Origin of the sequence: Microbacterium lemovicicum, assembly GCF_003991875.1 — a bacterium.
Lineage (GTDB): Bacteria > Actinomycetota > Actinomycetes > Actinomycetales > Microbacteriaceae > Microbacterium > Microbacterium lemovicicum.
Map to the genome: position 1 here is coordinate 104,848 of NZ_CP031423.1, position 26,478 is coordinate 131,325.

Below are 26,478 nucleotides of genomic sequence, written 5' to 3' on the forward strand. Positions count from 1 at the left end.
GCTTGCACATTCAGGCCGCCGCCGTCCCGGCCAGAGGGAACCGGGACGCGCGCGTAGGCTGGCGCGGTGCCGACCACCGAAGCCCTCGACCGCGCCGAAGCCCTCATCACGACGATCCCCGACTATCCCCAGGAGGGCGTGCTCTTCCGCGACATCACCCCGCTGCTGGCGGATCCGCGGGCCCTGGCCGACGTGATCGCCGCGCTGTCCGAGCCGTTCGACGGGCAGTTCGACGTCGTCGCCGGCATCGAGGCGAGGGGGTTCATCCTCGCCGGAGCGGTGGCGATCGCCGCAGGCGTGGGTCTCGTGCCGATCCGCAAAGCGGGCAAGCTGCCCCGGCCCGCGGCATCCGTCGCCTTCTCGCTCGAGTACGGCGAGGCGGTCATCGAGATCCACGACGACATCGCCCCCGGCACGCGCGTGCTGCTGGTCGACGACGTGCTGGCGACGGGTGGGACGCTCTGCGCCGCGCACGAGCTGGTCGCCGCGGTCGGCGGCGAGGTCGTGGGCACGGCGGTGCTGATGGAGCTCGAGGCCCTCGGCGGACGCGCGATCGTCGGCGACGTGCACACGGTCTTCACCGCCTGAGTCCTACGCGCCGTCAGCGCTTGTCGATGACGACGTTGAGCGGCTCCTCGCCCGCCGCCATCCGCTCGATCTGGCGCTTCACGAGTCGCGCGATCCGCGGGCGCATCGCGCTGGACGCGCCGCCGACGTGCGGCGCGATGAGCACGCCCGGCAGCGTCCACAGCGGGTGGTCCTGCGGCAGCGGCTCGGGGTCGGTGACGTCGAGCGCGGCGCGGATGCGCCCGCGGCCGACGTGCGCGACGAGCGCCTCGGTGTCGATGAGCGGTCCGCGGCCGACGTTGACCACGAGCGCCCCGACGGGGAGGGCCGACAGCGCGGCGTCGTCGACGAGGTGGCGGGTCGCGTCGCCGCCGGGGAGGCTGGCGATGAGGATGTCGGCGGTGGCCAGCAGCTCCGGCAGCTGGTCCATGGCGTGCACCCTGACGCCGTCCTCGTCGCGGGCGGTGCGGGCGACGGCGACGATCTCGACCTCGAAGGGCGCGAGCCGGGCCGCGATGGCCTTCCCGACGCCGCCGTAGCCGAGCAGGAGCACCCGGCGATCGGCCAGGCTCGCAGTGGTCTCGGGCGCCCACCGGCCCTCGGGCTGCGCGCGCACGAACTCGGGGATGTGCCGCTGTGCCGCGAGCGTCAGGGCGAGCGCGAGCTCGGCGGTGGAGGTCTCGTGGACGCTCGAGGCGTTGGCGAAGACGTAGCCGTCGGGCAGCAGGTCCTCGACGCCTTCGTAGCCGATCGACTGGCCCTGGACGAGCTCGGTGGTCACGCCGTTGAGGGCCGACAGCACGTGGTGCATCGACATGTAGGGCGCCACGACCAGATCGATGCGGTCGCGCGGGGCGGGCTCGGTCATCGACCACACCATCAGCTCGACGCCCTCGGGAAGCGGCTGCAGGTCGCCGGCGAGCTCGTCGGACGGCACGGACACGGACAGGGGGCGGATGCCGGAAGTCATCCGTCCACGCTAGCCGCCGGTGCTACTGCCAGATCACGGTCGGCGTCGACTGCGTCAGGTCGACCGTGGCGCCGGCGAGGATCGGGGCGTCGACGATGTCGCACTCGCCGTTCGCCTGCCCCTGGGTGCAGTTGGCGGCCGCCGCGACCGCGCCGATCACCCCGCCGTGCGCGAGCGCGGGATGCGTCGGGTCGAGCACCGGCACGATCGCGGTCAATCCCGCCTGCGCCTCGAGGGTCAGCGTGCGGAACACGGTGCCGTCGTAGAGCGTCGTGCCGTCGGAGAGGGTGGGCGCGAGATCGAGTCCGCACCCCGAGGCGAGTGCCCGGGAGGCCAGGCAGGCGTTGACCGCGGCGGCCACGGCGGTCCGGTACGCCTGCACGCCGGCATCCGTCAGCGAGGGCACGACGTCCGGCCCGACCGTGGCCTCCTCGGGGCCGGTGACCGTGACGGCGGCGTCCGCCGGGACCGTGTAGTCGTCGCCGCCCATGGTCAGCGGATAGGTGCCGGGGAAGGCGTCGAGGGTGCCGTCCGTGAACGCCACTCCGGCGAGCAGCACGGGCAGCCCGGCGAACCGGGAGCCCAGCTGCACCTCGGGCACGTCCGCGATCGTCCACACGGCGTCTCCGTCGGTGTCGGTCACGTCGTAGGTGGCCGTGACGGGCGTGCCGCCGAGGGAGTAGCTGACACGGACCTGACCGCTGTCGCCCCAGAGGGGATCGGCCGTCGCGCTGATGCCGGTGAGCGGAGCGAGCGCCGCCGAGGCCGCCAGGGCGTCGTCGGTGAGCAGCCCGCCGGTGGGCGCGCCCTGCACGAAGGTGAGCGCGCGGGCGGCGTCGCCGGAGGCGATGGCGGTGAAGTAGTCCTCGACGGATGCTGCGGCCGCGACGCCGTTCGCCTCCGCTGCGGCCCGGGCGTTCTGGTACAGCAGGAACGCCGTGAGCCCCGCGGCCACGAGCAGCACCGCGGCGATGACGATGCCCCAGATGAGGCCGCGCCGCCGGCGCCGTTTCGGCGGGGGTGCCCACAGCACCGGGCGGCTCAGCTCCGCCAACGGGTCCGCGGTGATTCCCGGCGTGAGCGTCGCCGTCTGCGATGTCTGCGCGCGGTCGGCCTGGGAGCGCGCCGCCTGCGCGCGCGCATCGGCCTCGGACTCCGCGAGCGACAGGTCGGCGCTCCGTGCGTGACCCGCGGCGCGCTGCGCGGCGCGCGTCGCCGGTTCCCGGGGCGGCGCCGGCGCCGCGGGCGCGGTCGGCTCGGCGGTGAGGGTGACTGCGTGGCCCGCCGTATCGGCGAGCGGCGACCGCGTGGACGTGGAATCGGATGCCGCGGCTCGCGGTGCCGGCGCGCCGGAGGGGCTACCCGTGGCATCCGTCGATCGCTCGCGAAGGGCGTCATCATCCGCGTTCGGAACCACGTGTCAACCCCCTTCCGCGATCACCTTAGCGTCAGGAGCGATGTGCGACCTGACGGCGGCGATGCCCTGCGCCAGGAGAAGCGGAGGGTCAGGCGGCGGCGTTCACGACGGCGGTGATCGCCGATTCGAAGAACGTCCGGCCGTCTTCACCGGAGCGCATGGCCGAGGGGGTGTCCGGACCGAATCCGGCCTCGACGGCGTGCTCGGGGTGCGGCATGAGACCGACGACGTTGCCGCGCTCGTTCGCGAGGCCGGCGATGTCGTCGAGCGAGCCGTTGGGGTTCACGCCGAGGTAGCGGAACGCGACGAGCCCCTCGCCCTCGACCCGCGCGAGCGTCTCCGCGTCGGCGATGTAGCCGCCGTCCGCGTTCTTGAGCGGGATGACGATCTCCTGGCCGGCCTCGAAGCCGCTCGTCCAGGCGGTGTCGGCGTTCTCCACGCGCAGCCGCTGGTCGCGGCGGATGAACTGCTGGTTCGCGTTGCGGATCAGTCCGCCCGGGAGCAGACGCGCCTCGACGAGCATCTGGAACCCGTTGCAGATGCCGAGGATGGGCATGCCGCGACCCGCAGCATCCTTCACCTCGCTCATGATCGGCGCGAGCGCGGCGATCGCACCTGCGCGCAGGTAGTCGCCGTAGCTGAATCCGCCGGGCAGCACGAGCGCGTCGACGCCGTCCAGATCGTGCGAGCCGTGCCACAGCGCGACCGCCTCGGCGCCGGCGAGGCGCACCGCGCGCTGCGCGTCGCGGTCGTCCAGCGAGCCGGGGAACGTGATGACCCCGACGCGGACGGTCACTCCACGACCTCGATGCCCACGACGTCCTCGATCACGGAGTTCGACAGGATGTCCTCGGCGATCCGGCGTGCCTTCGCGAGAACGTCCTCGCCGACCTCGCCCTCGACGGTCAGCTCGAACCGCTTGCCGATGCGGACACCCGCGAACTCGTCCATCCCGAGGCGGCTGAGCGCTCCGGATACGGCCTTCCCCTGGGGGTCCAGGAGCTCGGCCTTGGGCATGACGTCGACGACGATGGTGGGCATGGGCCAGCTCCGGATGTCGCGGGAAGGGGTCGCCGCCAGTCTACGGGCGTGACGCGCCCCGTGAGGAAACGCGCGTCCCGAGGCGCTCGTCTCCGCCCGTCGGCACCGTGACACAACCGTGACCTGTTCGTGGGAGCGCTCTCTTGACCCTCATGGGAGCGATCCCATAACGTGAGGGCTCACATTGTGAGAGCGCTCCCATGGGGGACCGCGGTCACCTGTGCGCAAGACCCACCTGACAACACAAAGGAGTGACAGTGAACACCTCTGCCTTCCGGAGGACGGCCCTCGTGCTGGCCGCCGCATCCACCACCGCCCTCGTCCTGGCCGGCTGCTCGGCGGGCGCGACGCCCGCCGCGTCCGGCGGATCCGGTGACGAGAAGATCACGCTGACGATCGCGACGTTCAACAACTTCGGCTACACCGACGAGTTCCTCAAGAAGTACACGGACGAGCACCCGAACGTGACGATCGTGCACAACAAGGCCGCCGAGTCCGGCGACGCCCGCAAGAACTACTTCCAGAAGCTCGGCAAGGAGGGCCTCGCCGACATCGAGGCCGTGGAGGTCGACTGGCTCTCCGAGGCCATGCAGTACTCCGATCTGCTGGCTCCGGTGCCCGACGACCTCAAGGGCCGCTGGCTGGACTGGAAGGAAGCCGCCGCGACCGACCCCGAGGGCAACCTCATCGGCTACGGCACCGACATCGGCCCGCAGGCGATCTGCTACCGCTCCGACCTGTTCGCCGCCGCCGGTCTGCCGACCGAGCCCGCCGACGTCGAGGCGCTGTTCGACGGCGACTGGAACACCTACTTCGACGTCGCCGACCAGTACAAGGCGGCCACCGGCAAGGCCATGATCGACTCGGCCAACTCCGTGCTCCAGGGCATCGTCAACCAGATGGAGTACACGTACGACAAGCCCGACGGCGAGGTCATCGCGACGACGAACCCCGAGATCGAGGACACGTACGCCACCGTCATCGACCGTGCGGTGCCCAACGCGGCCTACTCCAAGCAGTGGGGCGACGACTGGATCGCCGCCTTCCAGGACGACGAGTTCGCGACCGTGCTCTGCCCCGGCTGGATGCAGGGCATCATCGCCGGCTACGCCCCCGAGGTCTCCGACTGGAAGATCGCGAACACGTTCCCCAACGGCGGCGGCAACTGGGGCGGCTCGTACCTGACGATTCCGGCCAACGGCAAGAACGTCGCCGCGGCGCAGGAGCTGGCCGCCTGGCTGTCCGCCCCCGAGCAGCAGGTCGAGGCGTTCGTCAACGTCGGCGCCTTCCCGAGCCAGTCCGAGGCCTACTCGATCGACAAGCTGACGGGCTACACCAACCCCTACTTCGGCGAAGCAAAGACCGGTGAGATCGGCGCCGACCGGGCCAAGGCCGTGACCGTGCGCCCCTTCAAGAGCGCGAACTACTACAAGTACCACGACGCCCTGCAGAACGCGATCAACCGCGTGTTCGACGGCACCGAGGACAAGACCACGGCGTGGAACACCTACGTCGCCGAGGTCGAGGCCTTCTGACGAATCGATGCTGCGGGTCGCGCCATGCGGCGCGGCCCGCAGCATCCGCCCCTCGGGGCACTCGCAGACCGCCAGAGACACACGACAGGGAGACCCACGTGACCGTGACCGAAACCCGCGCGAGGACGTCACCGGAGCCGCGCACGCCCCCTCAGCGGGCGCCCCAGACCAAGAGCGTCCTCACGTTCCGCAACCGGCTCAGCCGGTGGGACTTCCGCTACTCGCCCTACGTCTACATCGCCCCGTTCTTCATCCTCTTCGCCATCATCGGGCTCTTCCCGATCGTCTTCACCGCCGTCATCTCGTTCCAGGAATGGGATCTGGTGCGCAACTCGGGCACCTTCGTCGGCTTCGAGCAGTACCTGTGGATCCTCAACGACCCCAAGTTCTGGACGGCCCTGCGCAACACGTTCAGCATCTTCCTGCTGTCCACGATCCCCCAGCTCGCGCTCGCGATCGTGATCGCGGCGATGCTGGACCGCAACATCCGCGCCAAGACGTTCTGGCGCATGAGCGTGCTGCTGCCCTACGTGATGGCGCCGGTCGCCGTCGCCCTGATCTTCAGCAACATGTTCGGCGACAACCACGGCCTCGTGAACAACGTCCTCACCGACCTGGGCATGACCGCGATCCCCTGGCACACCGACCCGTTCTGGAGCCACATCGCCATCTCCACGATGGTCAACTTCCGCTGGACCGGCTACAACGCGCTCATCCTCCTGGCGGCGATGCAGGCGGTGCCGCGCGAGTACTACGAGGCGGCCACCGTGGACGGCGCCAACGCCCTGCGCCAGTTCGTCAGCATCACGCTGCCCTCGCTGCGCCCGACCCTGATCTTCGTCATCATCACCTCGACGATCGGCGGCCTGCAGATCTTCGACGAGCCCCGCATGTTCGACAACACGGGCGAGGGCGGGGCGGCTCAGCAGTGGCTGACGATCACCCTGTACCTCTACAACATCGGCTGGGGCCAGTTCAACTTCGGTCGCGCCGCCGCCCTGGCGTGGATCCTCTTCATCATCATCCTGGCCATCGGCCTCATCAATCTCGTCATCACGCGACGCCTCGTGCGCGATGACGGCGGACGCGGCGTCGTGCGGCCCCGGCGTCGGAAGGGAGTCCGGTCGTGAGTGCTGTCAGCACCCCGCCTCTGGCGGTCATCGAGGAGAACCTGCCCAACGCGGGCCGGCGTCGCGCCGAGCGCACGACCCGGATCCGCGGGATCCGGGCGGGCAAGACCGTCTACATCGGTCTGGGCGTCGTCGTCCTGTCGGCCGTCTTCCCCTACTACTGGTCGTTCCTGATCGGCTCGGGGACGCCGTCGACGATCAACGACCCGAACATGTCGTGGCTGCCGGGCGGCAACTTCATCTCCAACGCCCTGTCGGTGGTGAACGATCCGGCCGTGAACTTCTGGCTCGCGCTGTGGAACTCGATCTTCAGCTCCACCCTCATCGCAGCCTCGGTGGTGGTCTTCTCGACGCTGGCCGGCTGGGCGTTCGCAAAGCTGCGGTTCCGGGGCGGCAAGTGGCTGCTCGCCTTCGTCGTGGCCACCATGGCCGTGCCGATGCAGCTGGGCGTGGTGCCGCTCTACATCCTCTTCTCCGACCTCGGCTGGACCGGGCAGATCGGCGCGATCATCGTGCCGGCGCTGACGAGCGCCTTCGGGGTCTTCTGGATGACGCAGTACCTCAGCCAGACGGTGCCCGACGAGCTCATCGAGGCGGCACGCGTGGACGGGGCATCCATGATCCGCACCTTCTGGACGGTCGGCGCGGTCGCCGCCCGTCCGGCCGCGGCCATGCTGTTCCTCTTCACCTTCGTCGGCGCGTGGAACCAGTTCTTCTGGCCGTTCATCGTGCTCGACCGGCAGAGCCCCACCCTCCCGGTGGCGCTGTCGCTCCTCCAGGGCAACTACTTCGTGGACTACTCGATCGTGCTGGCGGGCGTGCTGCTGTCGACGATCCCCCTGCTGATCCTGTTCGTGTTCGCCGGCAAGCAGCTGGTGAGCGGCATCATGGCGGGGGCGGTGAAGGGATGACGACTTCCCTCGATACGCTCGTCGCACGTCGCTCTCCTGAAAGGACCACGGTCCCGATGCCCTCCCTCGCACGCCCGTTCCCCGAGTCGTTCCTCTTCGGAGCCGCCACCGCCGCCTTCCAGGTCGAGGGGGCCGCCCACGAGGACGGTCGTCGCGACTCGATCTGGGACGCCTTCTGCCGCGTGCCCGGCGCCGTGATCAACGGCGACGACGGCGAGGTGGCGTGCGACCAGTACCACCTGTATCGCGATGACGTCGCCCTCATGAAGCGGATGGGGCTCCAGACGTACCGCTTCTCGACGTCGTGGTCGCGCGTGCGCCCCGACGGCGGCCCCGTCAACCCTGCGGGCGTGGACTACTACTCCCGTCTGGTCGACGAACTGCTCGGCGCCGGCATCCTGCCGTGGCTCACGCTGTACCACTGGGATCTTCCGCAGGCACTGCAGGACGGGGGCGGCTGGACCGTCCGTGACACCGCGGAGCGCTTCACCGAGTACGCCCTCGACATGCATGAGGCGCTCGGCGACCGCGTGAAGGTGTGGACGACCCTCAACGAGCCGTGGTGCTCGTCGTTCCTGAGCTACACCGCGGGCATCCATGCTCCCGGGCACACCAGCGTCGCGGAGGGCATGCTCGCCTCCCACCACCTGCTGCTGGGCCATGGTCAGGCCGTGCGCGAGCTGCGGGCGCGCGACTCCTCCCTCGAGCTGGGCATCACGCTCAATCTCACGGTCGCCGACGCGGTGGACCCGACGAACGAGGCGGATGCTGCGGCCGCCGCCAAGATCGACGGCCGCTTCAACCGGTGGTTCCTGGATCCGGTGTTCCGCGGCTCGTACCCGGCGGACGTGCTGGCCGACATCCGCGCCGCCGACCCCGCAGCGGCGGACGCGTTCGACGCGGCCGTGCAGCCCGGCGACCTCGACGTGATCTCCACGCGGCTGGACGCCCTCGGCGTGAACTACTACCACGGCGAGCTCGTCGGCGCGCAGCCCCCGGCCCAGCCCGCGCGCAGCGGCGACGCCCCGACCGACCGCGAGGTCGCCTCGCCGTTCCCGGCGGCGGACGGCGTGTACTGGCACGACCGCGGCCTGCCGCAGACGTCGATGTTCTGGGACGTGCAGCCCGAGGGCCTCACCCGCCTGCTGAACCGCGTGTGGGACGAGTACGCCCAGCCCGCCGGCACGGTGCTCTACGTCACGGAGAACGGCGCCGCCTACGACGACGTGCCCACGACCGAGGACGGCGGCGTGCGCGTGCACGACGCCGAGCGCGTCGACTTCGTGCGCGCGCACCTCGGCGCGGTGCTCGACGCCATCGAGGACGGCGTCGACGTGCGCGGCTACTTCTACTGGTCGCTGCTGGACAACTTCGAATGGGCCTGGGGGTACGAGAAGCGCTTCGGGATCGTCCGGGTCGACTACGACACCCAGGAACGTGCCGTGAAGGACAGTGGACGCGAGTACGGTCGGATCATCGCCGCACGGACGTTGGACGCCCACCCGGCGCCGTAGCCGGGAGGGCAGGATGAGCACCACCGCGATCAAGGGGTCGGTGACGATCGAAGAGGTTGCCGCCACGGCCGGCGTGTCCCGCTCGACCGTCTCGCGGGTCGTCAACGGCTCGACCGCCGTGAGTCCCTCGGCGCTCGAGTCGGTGCGGCGGGCGATCGCCGACCTCAACTACGTCCCGAACCGGGCGGCGCGCTCGCTCGCGAGTCGTCAGACGCACGCGATCGCGCTCGTCGTGCCCGAGGACATCACGCGGTTCTTCGGCGACCCGTTCTTCGCGTCCGTCGTGGCCGGCATCAACGCGCGGCTGAGCCGGTCGGACTACGTGCTCAACCTCTTCATCGCCAGTGACGACCCGGGCGACAAGACCACCGCCTACGTCCGCAGCGGCAGCATCGACGGGGCGATCATCGTGTCGCACCACACGAGCGACACGTTCATCGACCGGATCGCCTCCTCCGTGCCCGTCGTCTACGGCGGACGGCCCGTCCGCGAGCGCGCCGACGCGTTCTACGTCGATGTCGACAACGTGCAGAGCGGCCGGGAGGCGACCGAGTTCCTCATCGCGAACGGGCGCCGTCGCATCGCGACCATCACCGGACCCGCCGACATGCCCGCCGGAGTCGACCGCCTGCAGGGATGGCGCGACGCGCTCGCGGCCGCCGGCCTGCCCGAGGGTCCGATCGAGGACGGCAACTTCACATCCGACGGGGGAGCGCACGCGATGCGCCGCATCCTCGGGCGCTCCGGCGAGCGCCCCGACGCCGTCTTCGTCGCGAGCGACCTGATGGCCCGCGGAGTGCTGGCCGTCCTGGCCGCCGAGGGCGTCCGGGTGCCGTCCGACGTGGCGGTGATGGGCTTCGACGACTCGCCCGTCGCGACGTCGGTGACGCCCGGCCTCACGACCGTGCGGCAGCCCTCGCGCGAGCAGGGCGAGCACATGGCGAGCGTGCTGCTCGACATCCTCGCCGGCCGCGAGCCCGAGCGCGTGACGATCCTCGGGACCGAGCTCATCGTCCGCGACTCGGTCTGATCCCGCCGCCGTCCCTGTCGGCCCTGCCGACTCCCCTTCCGCCCGTGCGGATCGGGAGGATCAGCCCGTGCCCTCTGCCCTCTGCCCGCGCCCCCTGCCCGTGCAGAACGGGAGGAGATGTGTCGATCCGGAGGACGGATGCCGCGGCATCCCCCTCCCGACCTCCACATCTCCTCCCGATCGGCCACGCGCCTCCGGCGCCCCCGGAGGCGAGCAGGCCTCCTGCGGGTCGCCGCCGAGCAGGCCTACTGTGGGTCGCCGCCGAGCTGACCGACCGCGGGGATCGGGCCGCCGTCGTCGGCGCCGGTGCGGCGCCAGCGGGCGATCGCGTTGCCCAGGTGGTAGATCAGGAGCGCGGCCGCGGCGCCGAGCACGATCGCGCCGAGCTGGAAGTCGCCCCACTGCATCGTGAAGCCGGCGATGGCGATGACCAGCGCGACGGCTCCCGTGTACTGGTTGACGGGGCGGGAGAAGTCGACGCGGTTGTCGACCCAGATCTTGATGCCGATGATGCCGATCAGGCCGTAGAGCGCGGTGGTCACGCCGCCGAGCACTCCGGCGGGGATCGTGTTGAAGACCGCGCCGACCTTGGGGGAGAGGCTCAGCACGATGGCCGCTGCGCCGGCCACCCAGTAGGCGGCCGTGGAGTAGACGCGGGTCGCGGCCATGACGCCGATGTTCTCGCCGTAGGTGGTGGTGCCCGAGCCGCCGAAGAAGCCGGCGACGGTCGTGGCCGCGCCGTCGGCGATGAGGGCGCGTCCGGTCTGCTTGTTGACCTCCGCGCCGGTCATGGTCGCGACGCCGCGCACATGCCCGACGTTCTCGGCGATGAGCACCAGCACCACCGGCAGGAACATCGCGATGACCGACCACGTGCCGGGGTTGCCGAAGTCGGCGATCTGGAAGGTGGGGAGGCCGATCCAAGCGGCATCCGCCACCGCGCCGAAGTCGATCAGCTGCTCTCCGGTGGTCACCTGGATGAGCACGGTCGCGAGGTAGCCGACGATGACGCCCAGGAAGATCGAGACGCGGCCGAGGAAGCCCCGGAACAGCACGCTGAACAGGATGACGGCGACGAGGGTGATGGTGCCGGGCAGCGGCTGCAGCTTGAAGTTCGACCAGGCGACGGGCGCGAGGTTGAAGCCGATCAGCGCGACGATCGCCCCCGCGACGACGGGGGGCATGAGGCGGTCCACCCACCCCAGCCCGGCGACCTGCACGATGAGGCCCACGGCGGCCAGCAGCAGGCCGACGGCGACGATGCCCGCGAGCGCCGAGCCCATGCCCTGCGAGGCGGTGGCGGCGGTGACCGGTGCGATGAACGCGAACGACGACCCCAGGTAGCTGGGCAGCTTGTTGCGCGTGATGATCAGGAACAGCAGCGTCCCGATGCCGGAGAACAGCAGGGTGGTCGAGACCGGGAATCCGGTCAGGACGGGCACGAGGAACGTCGCACCGAACATCGCGATGACGTGCTGGACGCCCACGGCGATCGTCGCGGGCCAGTTCAGGCGCTCGTCCGGGCGGACGACCGCCCCCGGCTCGACCGTCCGGCCGTTCCCGTGCAGCTTCCAGATGGGCATCGCGGATCCTTCTCTCCCGGGCGGAGGTCGGACCGCCTCGCTCACGATAGCGACCGATCGAAACGATCCGGCGCAGGATGCCGCGTCGCATTTGCGCGTCGGCGGCCGGGTCCGAGAGGGTGGTGCGGTGACAGATATCCCGCCGCAGGATCAGCTCCTCGCCCCCGCCACGTCCGGTCCGGTCGGCGACGCCGCCGTCGAGCTCGTCGGACTCGTCAAGCGCTTCGGCGAGAAGGTCGCCGTCGACGGCGTCACCCTCACCGTGCCGACCGGCTCGTTCTACGGCCTCGTCGGCCCGAACGGCGCGGGCAAGACGACCAGCCTGTCGATGGCGACCGGCCTGCTCGTGCCCGACGCGGGTCAGGCGTTCATCCACGGCGTCGACATGTGGCGCGAGCCCGTGAAGGCGAAGGGGATGCTGGGCAATCTCGCCGACGGCGTGAAGCTGTTCGACCGCCTCACCGGCGAGCAGCTCGTCACCTACAACGGCCTGCTGTTCGGCATCCCGCAGGACGAGATCGCGCGGCGCACCGCCGACCTGCTGGCGCTCATGGACATGACGGATGCCGGCGGCACCCTGGTCGTGGACTACTCCGCGGGCATGACGAAGAAGATCGCGCTCGCCTGCGCCCTCGTCCACGCGCCTCGCGTGCTCGTGCTCGACGAGCCCTTCGAGTCCGTCGATCCGGTCTCGGCGGCCAACATCCAGGACATCCTGACCGGCTACGTCCGCGGCGGCGGCACCGTGATCGTGTCGAGCCACTCGATGGACCTCGTGCAGCGCCTCTGCGACCACGTCGCCGTCATCGCCGCGGGCCGGCTGCTGGTCGCGGGCACCGTCGACGAGGTGCGCGCGGGCCAGTCGCTGCAGGATCGCTTCGTCGACCTCGTCGGCGGCCGCCGTCACACGGAGGGGCCGGAATGGTTGCGACGCTCCTGAAGCTCCGGTTCCGCGTGCTGGCCAACCAGCTGTCGCGGAGCCCCTGGCAGCTCGTCGGCTTCATCTTCGGCGCCCTCTACGGGCTCGGGGTGCTCGGCGGCGCGATCGTCGGGCTCGTCTTCCTCGGCTTCGCCCCGCAGGAGGTCGCCGCGAGCGTGATCGTCGGCGTCGGCACGCTGGTGACCGTCGGCTGGATCCTCGGCCCGCTCCTGGTCTTCGGCGCCGACAACACACTCGACCCGCAGCGGCTCGTCGTCTTCCCGATGACACTCCGGCGGATGATGGTCGCCCTCACGCTCGCGGGGGTCGTCGGCATCCCCGGCATCGTCACCTCCGTCGCGGCGCTCGGCACGATCGCCACGTGGGTGCAGTGGCCGGCGGCGATCGCGGCATCCGTCCTCTCGCTTCCGCTGGCGGTCCTCACGGTGGTCGTCGCCTCGCGCGCGGTGTCGTCGCTGACGTCGGGGCTCGGCGGCAGGCGGAGGTTCCGCGAGGCGTCGGGCATCTTCGTGATGATCCCGCTGATCCTCGCGGGCCCGATCATCGCCGGAGTGGCGACCGGCTTCGCGCTCAACATCGACACGCTCGCCGTCGTGGTCCGCGTGCTCGGCTGGACGCCGCTGGGCGCCGCGTGGGCGGTGCCGGCGGATGCCGCCGCCGGCGACTGGATCGCGGCCGCCGTCAAGCTCGTGATCGCCGCGGCCACCCTCGTGCTGCTGTGGCTGCTGTGGGGCTGGTCGCTGCGCAACACCCTCTCGCACCCGGGGCAGTCGGCGGCCGAGGCCGTGCGCCCCGGCAAGATCGGCTGGTTCGGCCGTGTGCCGGCCACCCCGACCGGTGCGGTCTTCGCCCGCTCGCTCACGTACTGGCTGCGCGATCCGCGCTACCTGCGCCAGCTGATCGGCGTGCCGCTCGCACCGGTGCTCATCTGGTTCTACCTGCGCGACGGCGACCCGGCGGTGGGGCTCAGCTTCTCCGCCCCTCTGATCGCCGTGATCGTGGGGATCGTCCTCTACGCCGACATCTCCTTCGACGGCACCGCCTACGGGACGGAGCTCGCCACCGGCGCCTCCGGCCGCGCGGACCGCGCCGGCCGCACGCTCGCCGCGGCCGCGATCGCGGTGCCGATCATCCTCATCGCCGCTGTCGTGCCCTTCATCTTCTCGGGCCTCTGGGGTCAGTTCCCCGGCATCCTCGGCATGTCACTGGGCATCCTCCTGACCTCCTACGGGGTCTGCGCGGTCACGTCGGCGCAGTTCGTCGTCCCGGTCGCGGCCTCCGGCGACAGCCCCTTCGCCCGGGTGCCCGGAACGACCTTCCTGCAGGGGATGGCGGCCATGCTCATCTGGCTCATCGCGATCGGGCTGTCGGCACCGACGATCGTGATCGGCCTGATCGCCTTCTTCACCGGCAACGCCGTCCTCAGCGCGATCGGCGGCGTCGTCGGCGTGGTGATGGGCGTGATCCTCGTCGTGGTGGGCATCCGCGTCGGCGGGCGCACGCTCGACCGCACCGGCCCCGTGCTGCTGTCGCGGCTCAAGGCGATGAAGAACGCCTGAGCCCCGCTCGGCGGCCGGAGCCGGACGGCAGCGAGTCAGCCGCCCGTGAGACGCTGCAGCAGCTCCCGGTAGCGGTCGGCCGTGCGCCCGATGATCTCTGCGGGCAGCTCGGGCGGCGTGCCCGTCTTGTCCCAGTGCGCGGCCAGCCAGTCGCGGACGATCTGCTTGTCGAAGCTCGCCATGCGCTCGGCCGGCGTCGTCCCCGAGCGCCAGGCCGCGGCATCCCAGTACCGCGACGAATCGCTGGTGAGCACCTCGTCGGCCAGCGTCAGCACGCCGTGCGCGTCGGTGCCGAACTCGAACTTCGTGTCGGCCAGGATCAGCCCGCGCGCCTCGGCCACGGCGGCGGCACGGCGGTAGATCTCGAGCGAGGTGTCGCGCAGCGCCGCGGCGACCTCGGCTCCGACCAGCTCGACCGTGCGCTCGAACGAGATGTTCTCGTCGTGCTCGCCCATCGGCGCCTTGTAGGCGGGGGTGAAGAGCGGCTCGGGCAGGCGGTCGCCGTCGGAGAGGCCGTCGGGGAGGGGGATGCCGCACACCGTCCCCTCCGCGCGGTACTCCGCCCAGCCGCTGCCGGTGAGGTAGCCGCGCACGACGCACTCGACGGGGTGCATGTCGAGCGAGCGGACGAGCATCGCGCGACCGCGGACGGCCGCCGGGATGAGCTCGACGGGCTCGTCGTCGTCGCCGAGGACGTGATCGGCGACGAGGTGGTTCGGGATGCCGCGACCGCCGTCGCCGCCGGAGAGCTGGTCGAACCACCAGAGGCTGAGGGTCGTCAGCAGCTCGCCCTTGTCGGGGATGCCCGGCTCGAGCACGTGGTCGAACGCGCTGACGCGGTCGCTCGCCACCACGAGCAGGCGGTCGGCTGCGGCTTCCGTCTCGGCCTCGTCGGGAACGTAGAGGTCCCGCACCTTGCCCGAGTAGACGTGCCGCCAGCCGGGGATGTCGAGGGATGCGCTCACCCCGCCATTATCGCGGAGCCCGATCGGGCCTCGACGTCGGATGGCGGCGGTATAGTCCATCTGGGCTAATCCGTCTGGAGTGAGGACACCGTGAAGAGCGCCGTCGACCGTCTGACCCCGCTGGGCATCATGGTGCTGGCGCTGCTCATCGAGGGCGACATGCACCCGTACGAGATGATGCGGCTGATGCGCGGGCGCCGCGAGGACCGGCTCGTGTCCATCACGAACGGCACGCTGTACCACACGGTCGGGCGCCTGGAACGGGCGGGCCTCGTCGCGCCGGTGCGCGTCGAGCGCGACGGCAACCGCCCCGAGCGCACCACGTACACCCTCACCGGTGACGGCGCGGAGGCGGTCAGGGAGTGGGTGCGCCGGGAGCTCCCGCGCACCGACCATCCGGCCGAATTCCGCATCGCGCTGGCGGAGGCGCACAACCTCGACCGCGTCGAGGTCATCGACCTGCTGCGCGCGCGGCGCGCGGGCCTGGAGGGCCAGCACGCGCTGCACCGCGACGGGCGCGAGGACGCGCTCCAGCGCGCGGTGCCCGAGGTGTACCTCCTCGAGGTCGAGCGCGAGGCCGTGCTGCTCGAGACCGAGCTGCGGTGGCTCGACGGGCTCCTCGACCGGCTCGACGACCAGAGCTTCCCGTGGGGGGCCGACGAGCTCGGCCCTTCCACCGACTCCTATCTCTCCGAACGAAAGGCCGCACGGCTATGACCGAGCAGAACACCCGAGCCGCGGCATCCGACCGCGCAGGATCCGGCCCCGCCGCCCCCGTCGCCGAACGCAATCCCTGGCCGGCCCTGTGGGCCCTGGTCATCGGGTTCTTCATGATCCTGGTCGACACGACGATCGTCTCGGTGGCCAACCCCGCCATCAAGGCGGCGCTCGACTCGGACACCAACAACCTCGACAACGTGGTGTGGGTGACGTCGGCCTACCTCCTCGCCTACGCGGTGCCGCTGCTGATCACGGGACGCCTGGGCGACCGCTTCGGGCCCAAGAACATGTACCTCATCGGTCTCGTGGTCTTCACGCTCGCCTCGCTCGGGTGCGGACTGTCGGGCTCGCTCGGCATGCTCATCGCCATGCGCGCGGTGCAGGGCGTCGGCGCCGCACTGCTGACGCCGCAGACGATGGCGATCATCACGCGCACCTTCCCGCCCAACCGCCGCGGCGCGGCGATGGGCCTGTGGGGTGCGACCTCCGGTGTCGCCATGCTCGTCGGCCCGCTGGCCGGCGGTCTGCTGGTGGACGGCCTCGGGTGGGAGTGGATCTTCTTCATCAACATCCCGGTGGGCATCATCGGCTTCGTGCTCGCGTGGATCCTCGTGCCGAAGCTTGAGACCAACCCCCACCGCTTCGACGTCCTGGGCGTCGTGCTGAGCGCCGTCGCACTCTTCCTCATCGTGTTCGGGCTGCAGGAGGGCGAGACCTACGACTGGGGCGTCATCTGGGGCCCGATCTCGGTGTGGTCGATGATCATCGCCGGTGTCGTCGTGCTGGGACTCTTCCTCTGGCAGCAGGCCAAGACCAAGAGCGAGGCCCTCGTGCCGCTCGGGCTGTTCCGCGACCGCAACTTCGGCGTCGCCAACCTCGGCATCGCCGCGGTCGGCTTCACCGTGACGAGCATGTCGCTGCCGATGATGTTCTACTACCAGCTCGCGCGGGGGCTGACCCCGACCGAGGCCGCACTGCTGCTCGTGCCCATGGCGATCGCCGCGGGCGTGCTCTCGCCGTTCGCCGGACGCCTGCTCGACCGCATCGACCCGCGCTTCCTCCTCGTGCCCGGGCTGCTGCTCGTGGCGGCGGCGCTCGTCGTCTATGCCGTGCTCATGACCCCCGACACCCCGATCTGGCTGTTCCTCATCCCGTCGCTGCTCATGGGCCTCGGCAACGCGGGCATGTGGGGACCGCTGGCCACCACCGCCACGCGGAACCTGCCGATGCATCAGGCCGGCGCCGGCGCGGGCATCTACAACACCACGCGCGTCATCGGCTCGGTGCTCGGCTCGGCGGCCATCGCCGCGTTCATGCAGGCGCGCCTGGAGGCGAACCTGCCGGGTGCGTCGGAGTCGACCGGATTCGGCACGGGTCAGCTGCCCGACATGGTCGTCGACGGGTTCTCCACGGCGATGGCGCAGTCGATCCTGCTGCCCGCCGGAGCGATCCTCGTCGGCGTCGTGGCGGTGCTGTTCCTCCGTCGCCCGAAGGCCTCGAGCACCGCCCAGTGGCATGCCGCTCAGCGCGCGGAACCGGCTCCCGCGGCCGCCCGCGACTGAATCGACCCACCCTGGCAATGGCGTGGGAATGCCGCCCGCGGCGCCCACGCCGTGCCAGCGTGGAGTGATGACCGGACTGCAGCGCACCCGTGCCCGCGTGACCGGTGGGGTCCTCGCGGCCCTTCCTCTCGCTCTCGTGATGGCGGCGTGCTCCGCCCCCGAGGAGACGGAGGTCGCCCCGACCGCGGCCCCGACGGCATCGCCGACGGTGGCCGTCGAAGTGACTCCGCCGCCGACCCGGAGCGACGAACTCGCCAGGGCGGAGTTCGTCGAGGCCGGACCGAGCGGGATCCCCTCCGGCGCCAACGTCGCCTCGGGCGCCATCGGCGACACTCCGGTGAGCCTGGAGGGGGCGTGCACCGGTGACCGCGTCGAGTACGCGCTGTTCTCGGCCGCGACGGACCAGCCCCGGACGGAGCTGGCCCGCGGGTGGATGAGCTGCGACGAGCCGTTCTCCCAGCCCGTCTCGATCGGCGATTACCGGGGCGTCGTGCAGCTCAGCTTCGTCGACGCCGACGCGGTGTCGTCCGGCTGGATCCGGCTGCTCGCCGACGCGGCCTGACGACCCGCCCGACGCGCCTCACCCGACGCGCCCCACCCGCCGGGTGCCGGGGCGCGTGTTCCGATCCCGACCCGCCGCGAGACGTCGCAACACGCCGTGCCGTTTCGCGCGCCGGCGGCGTGTTGCGACGTTTCGCGGCGCGCGCAGGCGGCGTGTGGCGACGTCTCGCGGCCGGGCGGGCGCGACCCTCAGCGCTCGCTGATGCCCGCCGCGATGTCGGAGCGCGCCTGACCGCCCTCGAGGCGGATGTCGCCGAGGGCGGCGTAGGCGCGCTCGCGGGCCTCGCCGAACGTGGTGCCCAGCGCGACGACGCTGAGCACGCGGCCGCCGGTCGCGACCAGGCCGTCGGCCGTGCGGGCGGTGGCCGCGTGCGCGATGTGCACGCCGTCGCGGGCGGCTGCGGCATCCACTCCCGCGAGGATCCGGCCGGTGATCGGCTTCTCGGGGTAGCCCTCGCTCGCGAGCACCACGGTCACGGCCGCCGCATCGGCGAAGGCGGGTGCGGGGCGGTCCTCGAGGGTGCCGGATGCCGCGGCCAGCAGCAGCTCGGAGAGAGGATCGAGCAGCCGCGGCAGCACGACCTGGGTCTCGGGGTCGCCGAAGCGGGCGTTGAACTCGATGACCTTGACGCCGTCGTCGGTGACGATGAGGCCGGCGTAGAGCAGTCCGATGAAGGGCGTGCCCTCGGCGTCGAGACGGCGGATGACCGGCTCGGCGACGGTGCGCGTGATGTGCGCGACGAACTCCGCCTCGCCGTCGAAGCGCTCCAGCAGCCAGGGGAGCGGCGAGTAGGCGCCCATGCCGCCGGTGTTGGGGCCCTCGTCGCCGTCGCGGAGGCGCTTGAAGTCCTGCGCGGGGCTGAGGGGCAGCACGTGGTCGCCGTCGCTGAGGAAGAACAGCGAGATCTCGGGTCCGGAGAGGAACTCCTCGATGAGCACCGCGCCCGCGGGGAGGTAGGACTCGGCGTGGGCGACGGCGGCGTCGCGGTCCTCCGTGACGATCACGCCCTTGCCGGCCGCGAGGCCGTCGGCCTTCACGACGTAGGGGGCGCCCAGGTCGTCGAGCGCGGCGGCGACCTCGGCGGTCGTGTGGGCACGCAGGGCCCTGCCGGTGGGAACACCCGCGGCATCCATCACCCTCTTGGCGAAGGTCTTGGAGCCCTCCAGCTGCGCGGCCGCGCGACCGGGCCCGAAGACGGGGATGCCGCGCTCGCGCAGCGCATCGGCGACGCCCGCGACGAGCGGGGCCTCGGGGCCGATCACCACGAGGTCGATGTCGGCGTCGTTGGCGTACTCCGTCACGGCCTGCGGGCTCACGGGGTCCACGTCGACGATGTCCGCGATCTCGGCGATGCCGGCGTTGCCGGGGGCAGCGAAGAGGTCGTGGGCGGCCTCCTCCGACCGCAGCGACTGGAGGATGGCGTGCTCGCGCGCGCCCGAGCCGAGGACCAGGATTCTCACCCCGTCAGCCTAGCGAGGGGCGCCGGGGCGGACCGGTCGGAAAGTCGGTGCCGACTCCGCCCCGCGGTGCGACAATGGAGCCATGGCAGCTCGCCGCAGTGATGGGGACGACTCCGGCTTCGAGAATGAGCGCATCGTCGACCGTGAAGTCCTTCCCGTGCACGTGCACGCGGCCCCGCGCTACGAGCGCTTCCTCCTCTTCGGACTGCTGGGCGGCCTGACGCTGGCGATCGTCATGACCGGCGTCGCCGGCATGACGGAGCAGCCCGGCGGCCCGATGTCGACCGGACTGTCGGGCCTGCTGGTGGTGTTCGCCGTGTACGCCGCGATCTTCGTCGGTGTGGGGCTGCTGATCGCCTCCGTGCTGTCGATGACCCTCGCCCGCATCTGGGCGGGGCGCGCGCAGCGGCACAGCGCGGAGCACGACACCGCGCTCAACCGCGATCCCTTCCTGCCGGGCAACGACGACATCCCGCGCTGGGTGCACGAGGCCGAGGATCTGGCGCGCGTGAAGAAGCCCGGGCGCATCCGGCGACCGCCGAACCGCGACCAGCCCGACGCGACCCCGCGCTGAGCGCACCGCGACCGCGTAGCGTGGACGGATGCCGCGCAAGATCGACACCGTCGCAGGGCGCTCCGCGCTGACCGCCGTCGCCGATGCCGTGGCCGCCGACGTGAAGCCCGCCCGGACCGAGCTGGCCACGGCCGTCCGCTACCTGCTCCAGCTGCTCGCCGAGAAGGCGCCGGGTCACGCGGTGGAGGTGCGGGTGCCGCCGTTCGGCGCCGTCCAGGTGATCGAGGGTCCGCGCCACACCCGGGGCACCCCGCCGAACGTCGTCGAGACCGACGCCCTGACCTGGATCGCGCTCGCGACCGGCACCGAGAAGTGGGCGGATGCCGCGGCATCCGGTCGCATCCTCGCCTCCGGGGTGCGCGCCGATCTCACCCCCGTCCTGCCCCTCCGTCCCTGATCGCCGCGGCGGGGCCAGGCCGTCCGGCCGGTGAGAGAATGGACGCATGTCCCTTCCGCAGGACCCCGCACCCTCCGCCGACGAGCCCCGTCCGGTGATCGACGAGCAGATCGTCACCGTGACCGTCCGGCGCGCGCCGAAGTACGCGGTGTTCCTCGTCGCGGGCGGCATCATCGGCGTCATCGTCGCGGCGATCCTGACGTTCTCGTTCAGCGGCGTCGACGAGCTCAGCCCGAACACCGGCGTCGTCTACTCGCCGATGCAGGTCTTCGGCTTCGTCGGCCTCATCTGCGTCTCCGCCGGCGTCCTGCTCGGCGGACTGGTGGCGCTCGTGCTCGACCGGACCATCGGCAGCCGCACCCGCGAGGTCACCGCCGACCGCGAGCGCGCCCGCTACCTCGACTGACCCGCGGCCGGAGCGCTTCCGTCGGATTCAGACGAGCTCGGGTTCAGACGAGCTCGACCTCAGGCGAGCTCGGCGATGATCGGATGGATCGCCGAGTCGAAGGCGGCGACGTCTCCGCGCAGGCCGTCCGTGACGGCGATCGTCAGTGAGCCGATCCACCAGACTCCGCGCTGGGCCAGCGGCAGCACCTGCACGTTGAGCTCGAACGAGTGCGCACGGCGGCCGACCCGGCGCTCGTGCTCGGCGATGGCGCTGGCGTACGCACGGTACGAGACGCCGGGCTTGGCGGTGGCCTCCCGCCGGTAGCGGGAGTGGGCCGCCCGCGAGAAGGCGAGCGCGGCGTCGGCGTGCGGCGCCATCGCCGCGCGCAGCTCGTCGAAACCCGCCGAGGGCAGGGCGATGAGCGTCTCGAAGCCGTTGACGAGTTCGAGCGGGACGGGGGACGGATGCGCCTGCGGCTCCACGGTCATGGCCCAGTACTCGCGCCACTGGCGCTCGAGCGCCGCCTGATCCGACTCGAGCCGGTCGACCGGCGACGCGGGGAGGCCGCGCAGCTGGGGAAGCTCCTCGGGGGAGCGCAGGGACATCGCCTGGCGCAGATAGAGCGCGAGGAGCACGGGCTGTCCCGCGTCCTCGCGGATCACCCACTCCGGTGCGCCGGCGCCGACCATGCGCCCATGGTACCGGTGGGCTCGCACCTCGGGCCGCGGTCGCCGCCGGTAGGCTGTCCCAGTGGCCTCTGCTTCCACCGAACCCCCCACCCCCTCCTCCTCCTCCGGCGACTCCGCGCCGCGCGATCCGTACAGCGCCGCGGGCGTCGACACCGAGGCGGGTGACCTCGCCGTCGAGCTGATGAAGTCCGCCGTCAAGCGCACGCACGGCCCCGAGGTGCGCGGCGGCGTCGGCGGCTTCGCCGGACTCTTCGACGCGAGCGCGCTGCGCGCCTACGAACGGCCGATCCTCGCGACCAGCACCGACGGCGTCGGCACGAAGGTCGCGATCGCCCAGGCGATCGACAAGCACGACACGATCGGCATCGACCTGGTCGGCATGGTCGTGGACGACATCGTCGTGGTGGGCGCCAAGCCGCTCTTCATGACCGATTACATCGCGTGCGGCAAGGTCGTGCCGCAGCGCATCGCCGACATCGTCGCCGGCATCGCGCGCGGCGCCCACGAGACCGGCACCGCCCTGGTCGGCGGCGAGACGGCGGAGCACCCCGGTCTGCTCGGGCCCCAGGACTACGACGTGGCCGGCGCCGCCACGGGTGTCGTGGAGGAGTCCGGCATCCTCGGTGCCGAGCGGGTGCGCCCCGGCGACGTGGTGCTGGCGCTCGCCTCCAGCGGCCTGCACGCCAACGGCTACTCGCTTGTGAGACACATCGTCACCGGCGCGAGTATCTCCTACGGCGACCGCGCGGCCGACCTCGGAGCCGCCGGCGCGACGTGGGGCGAGGCCCTCCTCGAGCCCACGCGGCTCTACACCGCGCCGCTCCTCCGCCTCGTCGCGGGCCTCGGCGGCGGCGTGCACGCGCTCAGCCACGTCACGGGCGGTGGCATCGCCGCGAACCTCGCGCGCGTGCTGCCGCAGGGCACCTGGGTCGACGTCGACCGGTCCACGTGGTCGCCCCTCCCGGTCTTCCGGGTGCTGGCCGACCTCGGCGGACTCGACCTGTCGGCCACCGAGGGCACCTGGAACCTCGGCATCGGCTTCCTCGCGGTCGTCTCCGTCGAACAGGCGGATGCCGCGGCATCCGCTCTCTCGGCCGACGGCATCGCGACGTGGCAGGTGGGCACGGTCCAGTCGCAGGCGCGGCCCGCGGGGGACTACACGCAGGGCGCCAAGGGCGTCGACGGCGGAGCGGTGCGCCTGGTGGGCGCATTCGCGGACGGGAGCTGAGCCGAACGTGTGCGGAATCGTCGGAATGGTCGGCCAGGGGCCGATCAACCAGGAGATCTACGATGCGCTGCTCCTCCTGCAGCACCGCGGGCAGGATTCCACGGGCATCGCGACGGCCGAGGCCAGCGGCGTCTTCCACATCAACAAGCAGAAGGGCATGGTGCGCGAGGCCTTCCGCACCCGCGACATGCGCACGCTGCTGGGTGAGATCGGGCTCGGGCACGTCCGCTACGCGACGAAGGGCACCGCGAGCAACGAGGAGGAGGCGCAGCCGTTTTACGTGAACGCGCCGTACGGCATCGTCCTCGTGCACAACGGCAACCTCACGAACACCCGCGAGCTGACCGACGAGCTGTTCCACAAGGACCGCCGGCACCTCAACACGAGCTCCGACACCGAGCTGTTGGTGAACGTCCTGGGCAGCGAGCTGCAGACCGAGATGGCCGGCCTCGAACTCGATCCGGAGCAGGTCTTCGCCGCCGTGTCGCGCGTGCACGAGCGCGTCGAGGGGTCGTACGCCGCGATCTCGCTCATCGCGGGCTACGGGCTCCTCGCCTTCCGCGACCCGTTCGGCATCCGCCCGCTCATCCTGGGCACGCGGCACTCGGATGCCGGCGGCTACGAGTGGGTCGTGGCATCCGAGTCGCTCGTCCTGGAGAACGCCGGCTTCGACGTCGTCCGCGACGTCATGCCCGGCGAGGCGGTCTTCATCGACCTCGCCGGTCACCTGCACACGAAGCAGTGCGCGCCGGCGCCGACGCTGGCACCGTGCTCGTTCGAGTACGTCTACCTCGCGCGGCCCGACTCGGAGATGAACGGCGTCTCGGTCTACGAGGCGCGGCTGCGGATGGGCGAGCGCCTCGCCGACACCATCGCGAAGTACACGCCGGTCGGCTCGATCGACGTCGTCATGCCGATCCCCGACTCGTCGCGCCCCGCGGCCATGCAGGTGGCGCGCAAGCTCGGGCTCGAGTACCGCGAGGGGTTCTACAAGAACCGCTACATCGGGCGGACGTTCATCATGCCCGGGCAGGCGGTGCGCAAGAAGAGCGTGCGCCAGAAGCTGAACGCCATGTCGAGCGAGTTCAAGGGCAAGAATGTCCTGCTGATCGACGACTCGATCGTGCGCGGCACGACGAGCAAGGAGATCATCCAGATGGCGAGGGATGCCGGAGCGAAGTCCGTCACCTTCGCCTCCGCGGCGCCGCCCGTGCGCTATCCCCACGTCTACGGCATCAACATGCCGTCGCGGCAGGAGCTGGTGGCCCACGGTCGCACGATCCCCGAGATCGCCGAAGAGCTGGGCGCGGACTACCTCGTCTACCAGGAGGTCGAGGACCTCAAGGCCGCGATCCTGGAGGGCTCCGACCTCGACGACCTCGACATGAGCTGCTTCGACGGCCGCTACGTCACCGGCACGGTGAGCGCCGAGTACCTCGACTGGGTGGAGAACTCGCAGGAGAGCTGAGCCGCGCGGCGCCCGCGGTGCGCCCAGCGCCGTAGTTGAGCCGCGCGGCGCGCGCAGCGCCATAGTGTGGGGACGGTGATCTCTGCTCCTCCCCGTCCCTTCTGGCGGGGAAGGGCACTCGCCCTCGTCGGCATCGTGCTCTTCGCGTTCTCCCTCCGTTCCGCCGTCGCCTCGCTGTCGCCGCTGATCGGCCATATCCAGGACGACTTCTCCGTGCCCGCGGCCATCGCCGGCCTCATCGGCACGGTGCCGCCGGTCTGCTACGCCATCTTCGGATTCGCCACGCCCGCGCTCGAGCGCAGATTCGGGCTCGAAGCGCTCGCGACCGCGGCGATGGCGGTCGTCACGATCGGGCTCGTCGCGCGCAGCCTCGCGCCCGACGCCGGCCTGCTGCTGGCCGGCACGGCGCTCATGTTCGCCGCGGTCGGCACGGGCAACATCCTGCTGCCGCCGCTCGTGCGGCGGTACTTCCCCGACCGGATCGGCGTGCTCACGACGATCTTCACCACGACCATGACCGTCGCCACCCTGCTGCCGCCGCTGGTCGCGGTGCCGGTGGCCGACGCCGCCGACTGGCGGCTGTCGCTGGGCATGTGGGCCGTCTTCGCCGTCGTGGCGACGGTGCCGTGGATCGGCATGACGCTGCGGCGCCGCAGCGCGGAGCGGGCCGACCCGACCGAGGTCCTGCCCGGGGTGTTCCGCCGCATGTGGCGGTTGCCGCTGGCGTGGGCGATCACGATCGGCTTCGCCGTCTCGAGCACGATCGCCTACACGTCCTTCGCGTGGCTGCCGTCGATCCTCGTCGACATCTCGGGCGTCACGCCCGCGCAGGCCGGCGTGCTGCTGTCGCTCTTCGCCGGCATGGGCGTGCCCGCGTCGATCGCCGTGCCGCTGCTGGTCACGCGGCGCGGCGCGACGCGCATCCTGTTCGGAGTCGCCGCGGCGACCGGCCTCTCCGGGATCGCCGGATTCCTCCTCGCACCTGCCGCGGCGCCCTGGCTCTGGACCGCGCTGCTCGGGCTCGCGCCGCTGCTGTTCCCGATGATGCTGGTGCTCGTGGGCCTGCGCTCACGCACGCACGAGGGCGCGGTGGCGCTCAGCGGATTCGTGCAGAGCGTGGGCTACGGCATCGCCGCGGTGTTCCCGCTCGGCGTCGGCCTGCTGCACGACGCGACGGCGGGTTGGACCGTGCCGCTCCTGGTGATGGGCGGCGTCATCGCCTGCTCGATCCCGGTCGGCGTCGTGGCGTCGCGCACGGTCACGATCGAGGAGGAGTGGAGCAGGCGGCACGGCGCCTGGTGAGTCGGTCCGCCGAGAGGATCCGGAGGCGCGACGAACGTCCGTCGACCGCGCCGGTGGGGGTGGGGCTCAGACCTGGGAGGACGAGGAGACCGGAGTCGTCTCGTCTTCGTCCTCTTCGTAGTCGTCGGCCCACTTGTCGACGTAGAGGTCTTCTCCCTCGGGGTGCAGCTCACGCTCCAGAGCGGAGTAGTTCACACTCGGGCTGAACGACTTGAGCTCACGGGCGATCTTTGTGTGCTTCGCCTTCTGACGGCCACGACCCATGCGAGACCCCTCATCTTCTACAGACGCGGGATGTTTCGCAGTCCCGCCGCATTCACGAATCCGGTCCGAAGCCGGTAAGAGTAGCATCCAGGATATCACGGAGACCCTGGTCCCCTGCGGCCACGGCCACTCCCGGAAGGTGAGGCGGAACACATGTCGGAAGAGGCATCTGCCGTCCCCGCGCCCGGTGCCGACGACGGCGCTCTGCGCGGCGCGGTCATCGCGGGGGTCGTGCCCGGTCAGTCGTCACGGGTCGTCCGCGAGGCGGGGCGCTACGCGGCTCTGCTCGGCGCGCACCTGCTGGTGGTGCACGTCGACGTCACCCGCTTCGTGACCTACGAGGACCCGGACGGGTACGTGCACTCGGCACCGCTGGACGCGGAGGGCGGCGTCGGCTCCGTGGAGCTCGCCGCCGTCACCGAGCTCGCCCGCACCGCGCTCGAGGGCCGATCCGTCACGTGGTCGGTCCGCCAGCTCATCGGCGACCCGGCGCTGGCGATCAAGCACCTGGCCGAGAAGGTCGACGCGCGGCTCATCGTCGTGGGCACGCGTCGGCGCGGTCTCGGCGAGTCGATCCGGGAGTTCTTCAGCGGCGCGGTCGCCGCACGGCTCGCGCATCGCCAGCAGCGGCCGGTGCTGGTGGTGCCGCTGGGCGACCCGGTCGCCGACGATCAGGACATCTGGCCCGACGCCGTCTGACGC

General features: G+C 71.3%; 27 protein-coding genes. 18 read left to right on the forward strand and 9 right to left on the reverse strand.

Going from position 1 to position 26,478, the window contains the following annotated elements:
* The first annotated feature begins 66 nt into the window (after positions 1 to 66).
* Positions 67 to 588: an adenine phosphoribosyltransferase gene (locus CVS47_RS00515; protein ID WP_127094333.1), complete on the forward strand. Its 522-nt coding sequence runs from the start codon at positions 67 to 69 to the stop codon at positions 586 to 588.
* A gap of 13 nt (positions 589 to 601) precedes the next feature.
* On the opposite strand, the gene CVS47_RS00520 is transcribed toward CVS47_RS00515, so the two are convergent.
* The 4 genes from CVS47_RS00520 to purS all read right to left on the reverse strand — a co-directional run bounded on the left by CVS47_RS00520 (position 602) and on the right by purS (position 3,995).
* Positions 602 to 1,537 (reverse strand): 2-hydroxyacid dehydrogenase, encoded by a 936-nt coding sequence (locus CVS47_RS00520; protein WP_206502693.1) that lies wholly within the window; start codon positions 1,535 to 1,537, stop codon positions 602 to 604.
* A 22-nt stretch (positions 1,538 to 1,559) separates the two neighbouring features.
* Positions 1,560 to 2,954 (reverse strand): hypothetical protein, encoded by a 1,395-nt coding sequence (locus tag CVS47_RS00525; protein ID WP_127094334.1) that lies wholly within the window; start codon positions 2,952 to 2,954, stop codon positions 1,560 to 1,562.
* A gap of 88 nt (positions 2,955 to 3,042) precedes the next feature.
* Positions 3,043 to 3,750, reverse strand: coding sequence for a phosphoribosylformylglycinamidine synthase subunit PurQ (gene purQ, locus CVS47_RS00530; protein ID WP_127094335.1), 708 nt, complete (start codon positions 3,748 to 3,750; stop codon positions 3,043 to 3,045).
* Positions 3,747 to 3,995 (reverse strand): phosphoribosylformylglycinamidine synthase subunit PurS, encoded by a 249-nt coding sequence (purS, locus tag CVS47_RS00535; RefSeq protein WP_127094336.1) that lies wholly within the window; start codon positions 3,993 to 3,995, stop codon positions 3,747 to 3,749. The genes purQ and purS overlap by 4 nt, the downstream gene beginning before the upstream one ends.
* A 257-nt stretch (positions 3,996 to 4,252) precedes the next feature.
* Here purS and CVS47_RS00540 point away from each other — a divergent pair, with 257 nt between their 5' ends.
* The 5 genes from CVS47_RS00540 (at position 4,253) to CVS47_RS00560 (ending at position 10,115) form a co-directional block, all read left to right on the forward strand.
* Positions 4,253 to 5,530 (forward strand): ABC transporter substrate-binding protein, encoded by a 1,278-nt coding sequence (locus tag CVS47_RS00540; RefSeq protein WP_127094337.1) that lies wholly within the window; start codon positions 4,253 to 4,255, stop codon positions 5,528 to 5,530.
* A 98-nt stretch (positions 5,531 to 5,628) separates the two neighbouring features.
* Positions 5,629 to 6,660: a carbohydrate ABC transporter permease gene (locus tag CVS47_RS00545; RefSeq protein ID WP_206502695.1), complete on the forward strand. Its 1,032-nt coding sequence runs from the start codon at positions 5,629 to 5,631 to the stop codon at positions 6,658 to 6,660.
* Positions 6,657 to 7,571 (forward strand): carbohydrate ABC transporter permease, encoded by a 915-nt coding sequence (locus tag CVS47_RS00550; RefSeq protein WP_127094338.1) that lies wholly within the window; start codon positions 6,657 to 6,659, stop codon positions 7,569 to 7,571. Before CVS47_RS00545 ends, CVS47_RS00550 begins: the two co-directional genes overlap by 4 nt.
* Before the next feature lie 56 nt (positions 7,572 to 7,627).
* Positions 7,628 to 9,085: a GH1 family beta-glucosidase gene (locus CVS47_RS00555; RefSeq protein WP_127094339.1), complete on the forward strand. Its 1,458-nt coding sequence runs from the start codon at positions 7,628 to 7,630 to the stop codon at positions 9,083 to 9,085.
* Between the two features lie 13 nt (positions 9,086 to 9,098).
* Positions 9,099 to 10,115 (forward strand): LacI family DNA-binding transcriptional regulator, encoded by a 1,017-nt coding sequence (locus CVS47_RS00560; protein WP_127094340.1) that lies wholly within the window; start codon positions 9,099 to 9,101, stop codon positions 10,113 to 10,115.
* Between the two features lie 245 nt (positions 10,116 to 10,360).
* Here CVS47_RS00560 and CVS47_RS00565 read toward each other — a convergent pair whose 3' ends face one another.
* The gene (locus CVS47_RS00565; RefSeq protein WP_127094341.1) at positions 10,361 to 11,698 is read right to left on the reverse strand and encodes a uracil-xanthine permease family protein; all 1,338 of its coding nucleotides are present in this window, start codon (positions 11,696 to 11,698) and stop codon (positions 10,361 to 10,363) included.
* A 127-nt stretch (positions 11,699 to 11,825) separates the two neighbouring features.
* Between CVS47_RS00565 and CVS47_RS00570 the strand changes: the two genes are divergently transcribed.
* Positions 11,826 to 12,638 carry an ABC transporter ATP-binding protein gene (locus CVS47_RS00570; protein WP_378791261.1) on the forward strand — a complete coding sequence of 271 codons (813 nt, stop codon included), beginning with the start codon at positions 11,826 to 11,828 and terminating at the stop codon, positions 12,636 to 12,638.
* A complete protein-coding gene (locus tag CVS47_RS00575) occupies positions 12,620 to 14,197 on the forward strand; it encodes a hypothetical protein (protein ID WP_127094342.1) in 1,578 nt (525 codons plus the stop codon). Before CVS47_RS00570 ends, CVS47_RS00575 begins: the two co-directional genes overlap by 19 nt.
* 35 nt (positions 14,198 to 14,232) lie before the next feature.
* On the opposite strand, the gene CVS47_RS00580 is transcribed toward CVS47_RS00575, so the two are convergent.
* Complete coding sequence (locus CVS47_RS00580) at positions 14,233 to 15,222, reverse strand: phosphoribosylaminoimidazolesuccinocarboxamide synthase (protein ID WP_127094343.1); 990 nt, start codon at positions 15,220 to 15,222, stop codon at positions 14,233 to 14,235.
* A 30-nt stretch (positions 15,223 to 15,252) separates the two neighbouring features.
* Between CVS47_RS00580 and CVS47_RS00585 the strand changes: the two genes are divergently transcribed.
* The 3 genes from CVS47_RS00585 to CVS47_RS00595 all read left to right on the forward strand — a co-directional run bounded on the left by CVS47_RS00585 (position 15,253) and on the right by CVS47_RS00595 (position 18,006).
* On the forward strand, positions 15,253 to 15,879 hold the full coding sequence (locus CVS47_RS00585) for a PadR family transcriptional regulator (protein ID WP_127094344.1): 627 nt from the start codon (positions 15,253 to 15,255) through the stop codon (positions 15,877 to 15,879).
* Complete coding sequence (locus CVS47_RS00590) at positions 15,876 to 17,444, forward strand: MDR family MFS transporter (RefSeq protein ID WP_127094345.1); 1,569 nt, start codon at positions 15,876 to 15,878, stop codon at positions 17,442 to 17,444. The genes CVS47_RS00585 and CVS47_RS00590 overlap by 4 nt, the downstream gene beginning before the upstream one ends.
* A gap of 67 nt (positions 17,445 to 17,511) precedes the next feature.
* Positions 17,512 to 18,006: a hypothetical protein gene (locus CVS47_RS00595; protein WP_127094346.1), complete on the forward strand. Its 495-nt coding sequence runs from the start codon at positions 17,512 to 17,514 to the stop codon at positions 18,004 to 18,006.
* 188 nt (positions 18,007 to 18,194) lie between these two features.
* Here the strand turns inward: CVS47_RS00595 and purD are convergent, their stop codons facing one another.
* Entirely contained in the window at positions 18,195 to 19,466 is a 1,272-nt protein-coding gene (purD, locus tag CVS47_RS00600) for a phosphoribosylamine--glycine ligase (protein WP_127094347.1), read from the reverse strand.
* 82 nt (positions 19,467 to 19,548) lie between these two features.
* Here purD and CVS47_RS00605 point away from each other — a divergent pair, with 82 nt between their 5' ends.
* From CVS47_RS00605 to CVS47_RS00615, 3 genes are read left to right on the forward strand one after another with little or no spacing between them, the layout of a single operon-like run.
* Positions 19,549 to 20,040, forward strand: a complete 492-nt coding sequence (locus CVS47_RS00605) for a hypothetical protein (protein WP_127094348.1) — start codon at positions 19,549 to 19,551, stop codon at positions 20,038 to 20,040.
* 28 nt (positions 20,041 to 20,068) lie between these two features.
* Positions 20,069 to 20,437, forward strand: coding sequence for a sterol carrier family protein (locus CVS47_RS00610; protein ID WP_127094349.1), 369 nt, complete (start codon positions 20,069 to 20,071; stop codon positions 20,435 to 20,437).
* A 46-nt stretch (positions 20,438 to 20,483) separates the two neighbouring features.
* Positions 20,484 to 20,843 (forward strand): potassium transporter Trk, encoded by a 360-nt coding sequence (locus CVS47_RS00615; RefSeq protein WP_127094350.1) that lies wholly within the window; start codon positions 20,484 to 20,486, stop codon positions 20,841 to 20,843.
* A gap of 59 nt (positions 20,844 to 20,902) precedes the next feature.
* Here the strand turns inward: CVS47_RS00615 and CVS47_RS00620 are convergent, their stop codons facing one another.
* Positions 20,903 to 21,514 (reverse strand): zinc-binding alcohol dehydrogenase, encoded by a 612-nt coding sequence (locus CVS47_RS00620; protein WP_127094351.1) that lies wholly within the window; start codon positions 21,512 to 21,514, stop codon positions 20,903 to 20,905.
* 61 nt (positions 21,515 to 21,575) lie between these two features.
* Between CVS47_RS00620 and purM the strand changes: the two genes are divergently transcribed.
* From purM to CVS47_RS00635, 3 genes are all read left to right on the forward strand, one after another.
* Positions 21,576 to 22,742: a phosphoribosylformylglycinamidine cyclo-ligase gene (gene purM / locus CVS47_RS00625; protein WP_127094352.1), complete on the forward strand. Its 1,167-nt coding sequence runs from the start codon at positions 21,576 to 21,578 to the stop codon at positions 22,740 to 22,742.
* Between the two features lie 7 nt (positions 22,743 to 22,749).
* The gene (gene purF / locus CVS47_RS00630; RefSeq protein ID WP_127094353.1) at positions 22,750 to 24,210 is read left to right on the forward strand and encodes an amidophosphoribosyltransferase; all 1,461 of its coding nucleotides are present in this window, start codon (positions 22,750 to 22,752) and stop codon (positions 24,208 to 24,210) included.
* 75 nt (positions 24,211 to 24,285) lie between these two features.
* A complete protein-coding gene (locus tag CVS47_RS00635; protein WP_127094354.1) occupies positions 24,286 to 25,512 on the forward strand; it encodes an MFS transporter in 1,227 nt (408 codons plus the stop codon).
* Between the two features lie 66 nt (positions 25,513 to 25,578).
* Here CVS47_RS00635 and CVS47_RS00640 read toward each other — a convergent pair whose 3' ends face one another.
* Positions 25,579 to 25,776, reverse strand: a complete 198-nt coding sequence (locus CVS47_RS00640) for a DUF3073 domain-containing protein (protein WP_127094355.1) — start codon at positions 25,774 to 25,776, stop codon at positions 25,579 to 25,581.
* A 153-nt stretch (positions 25,777 to 25,929) separates the two neighbouring features.
* Between CVS47_RS00640 and CVS47_RS00645 the strand changes: the two genes are divergently transcribed.
* Positions 25,930 to 26,475 (forward strand): universal stress protein, encoded by a 546-nt coding sequence (locus tag CVS47_RS00645; protein ID WP_127094356.1) that lies wholly within the window; start codon positions 25,930 to 25,932, stop codon positions 26,473 to 26,475.
* Positions 26,476 to 26,478 lie beyond the last annotated feature (3 nt).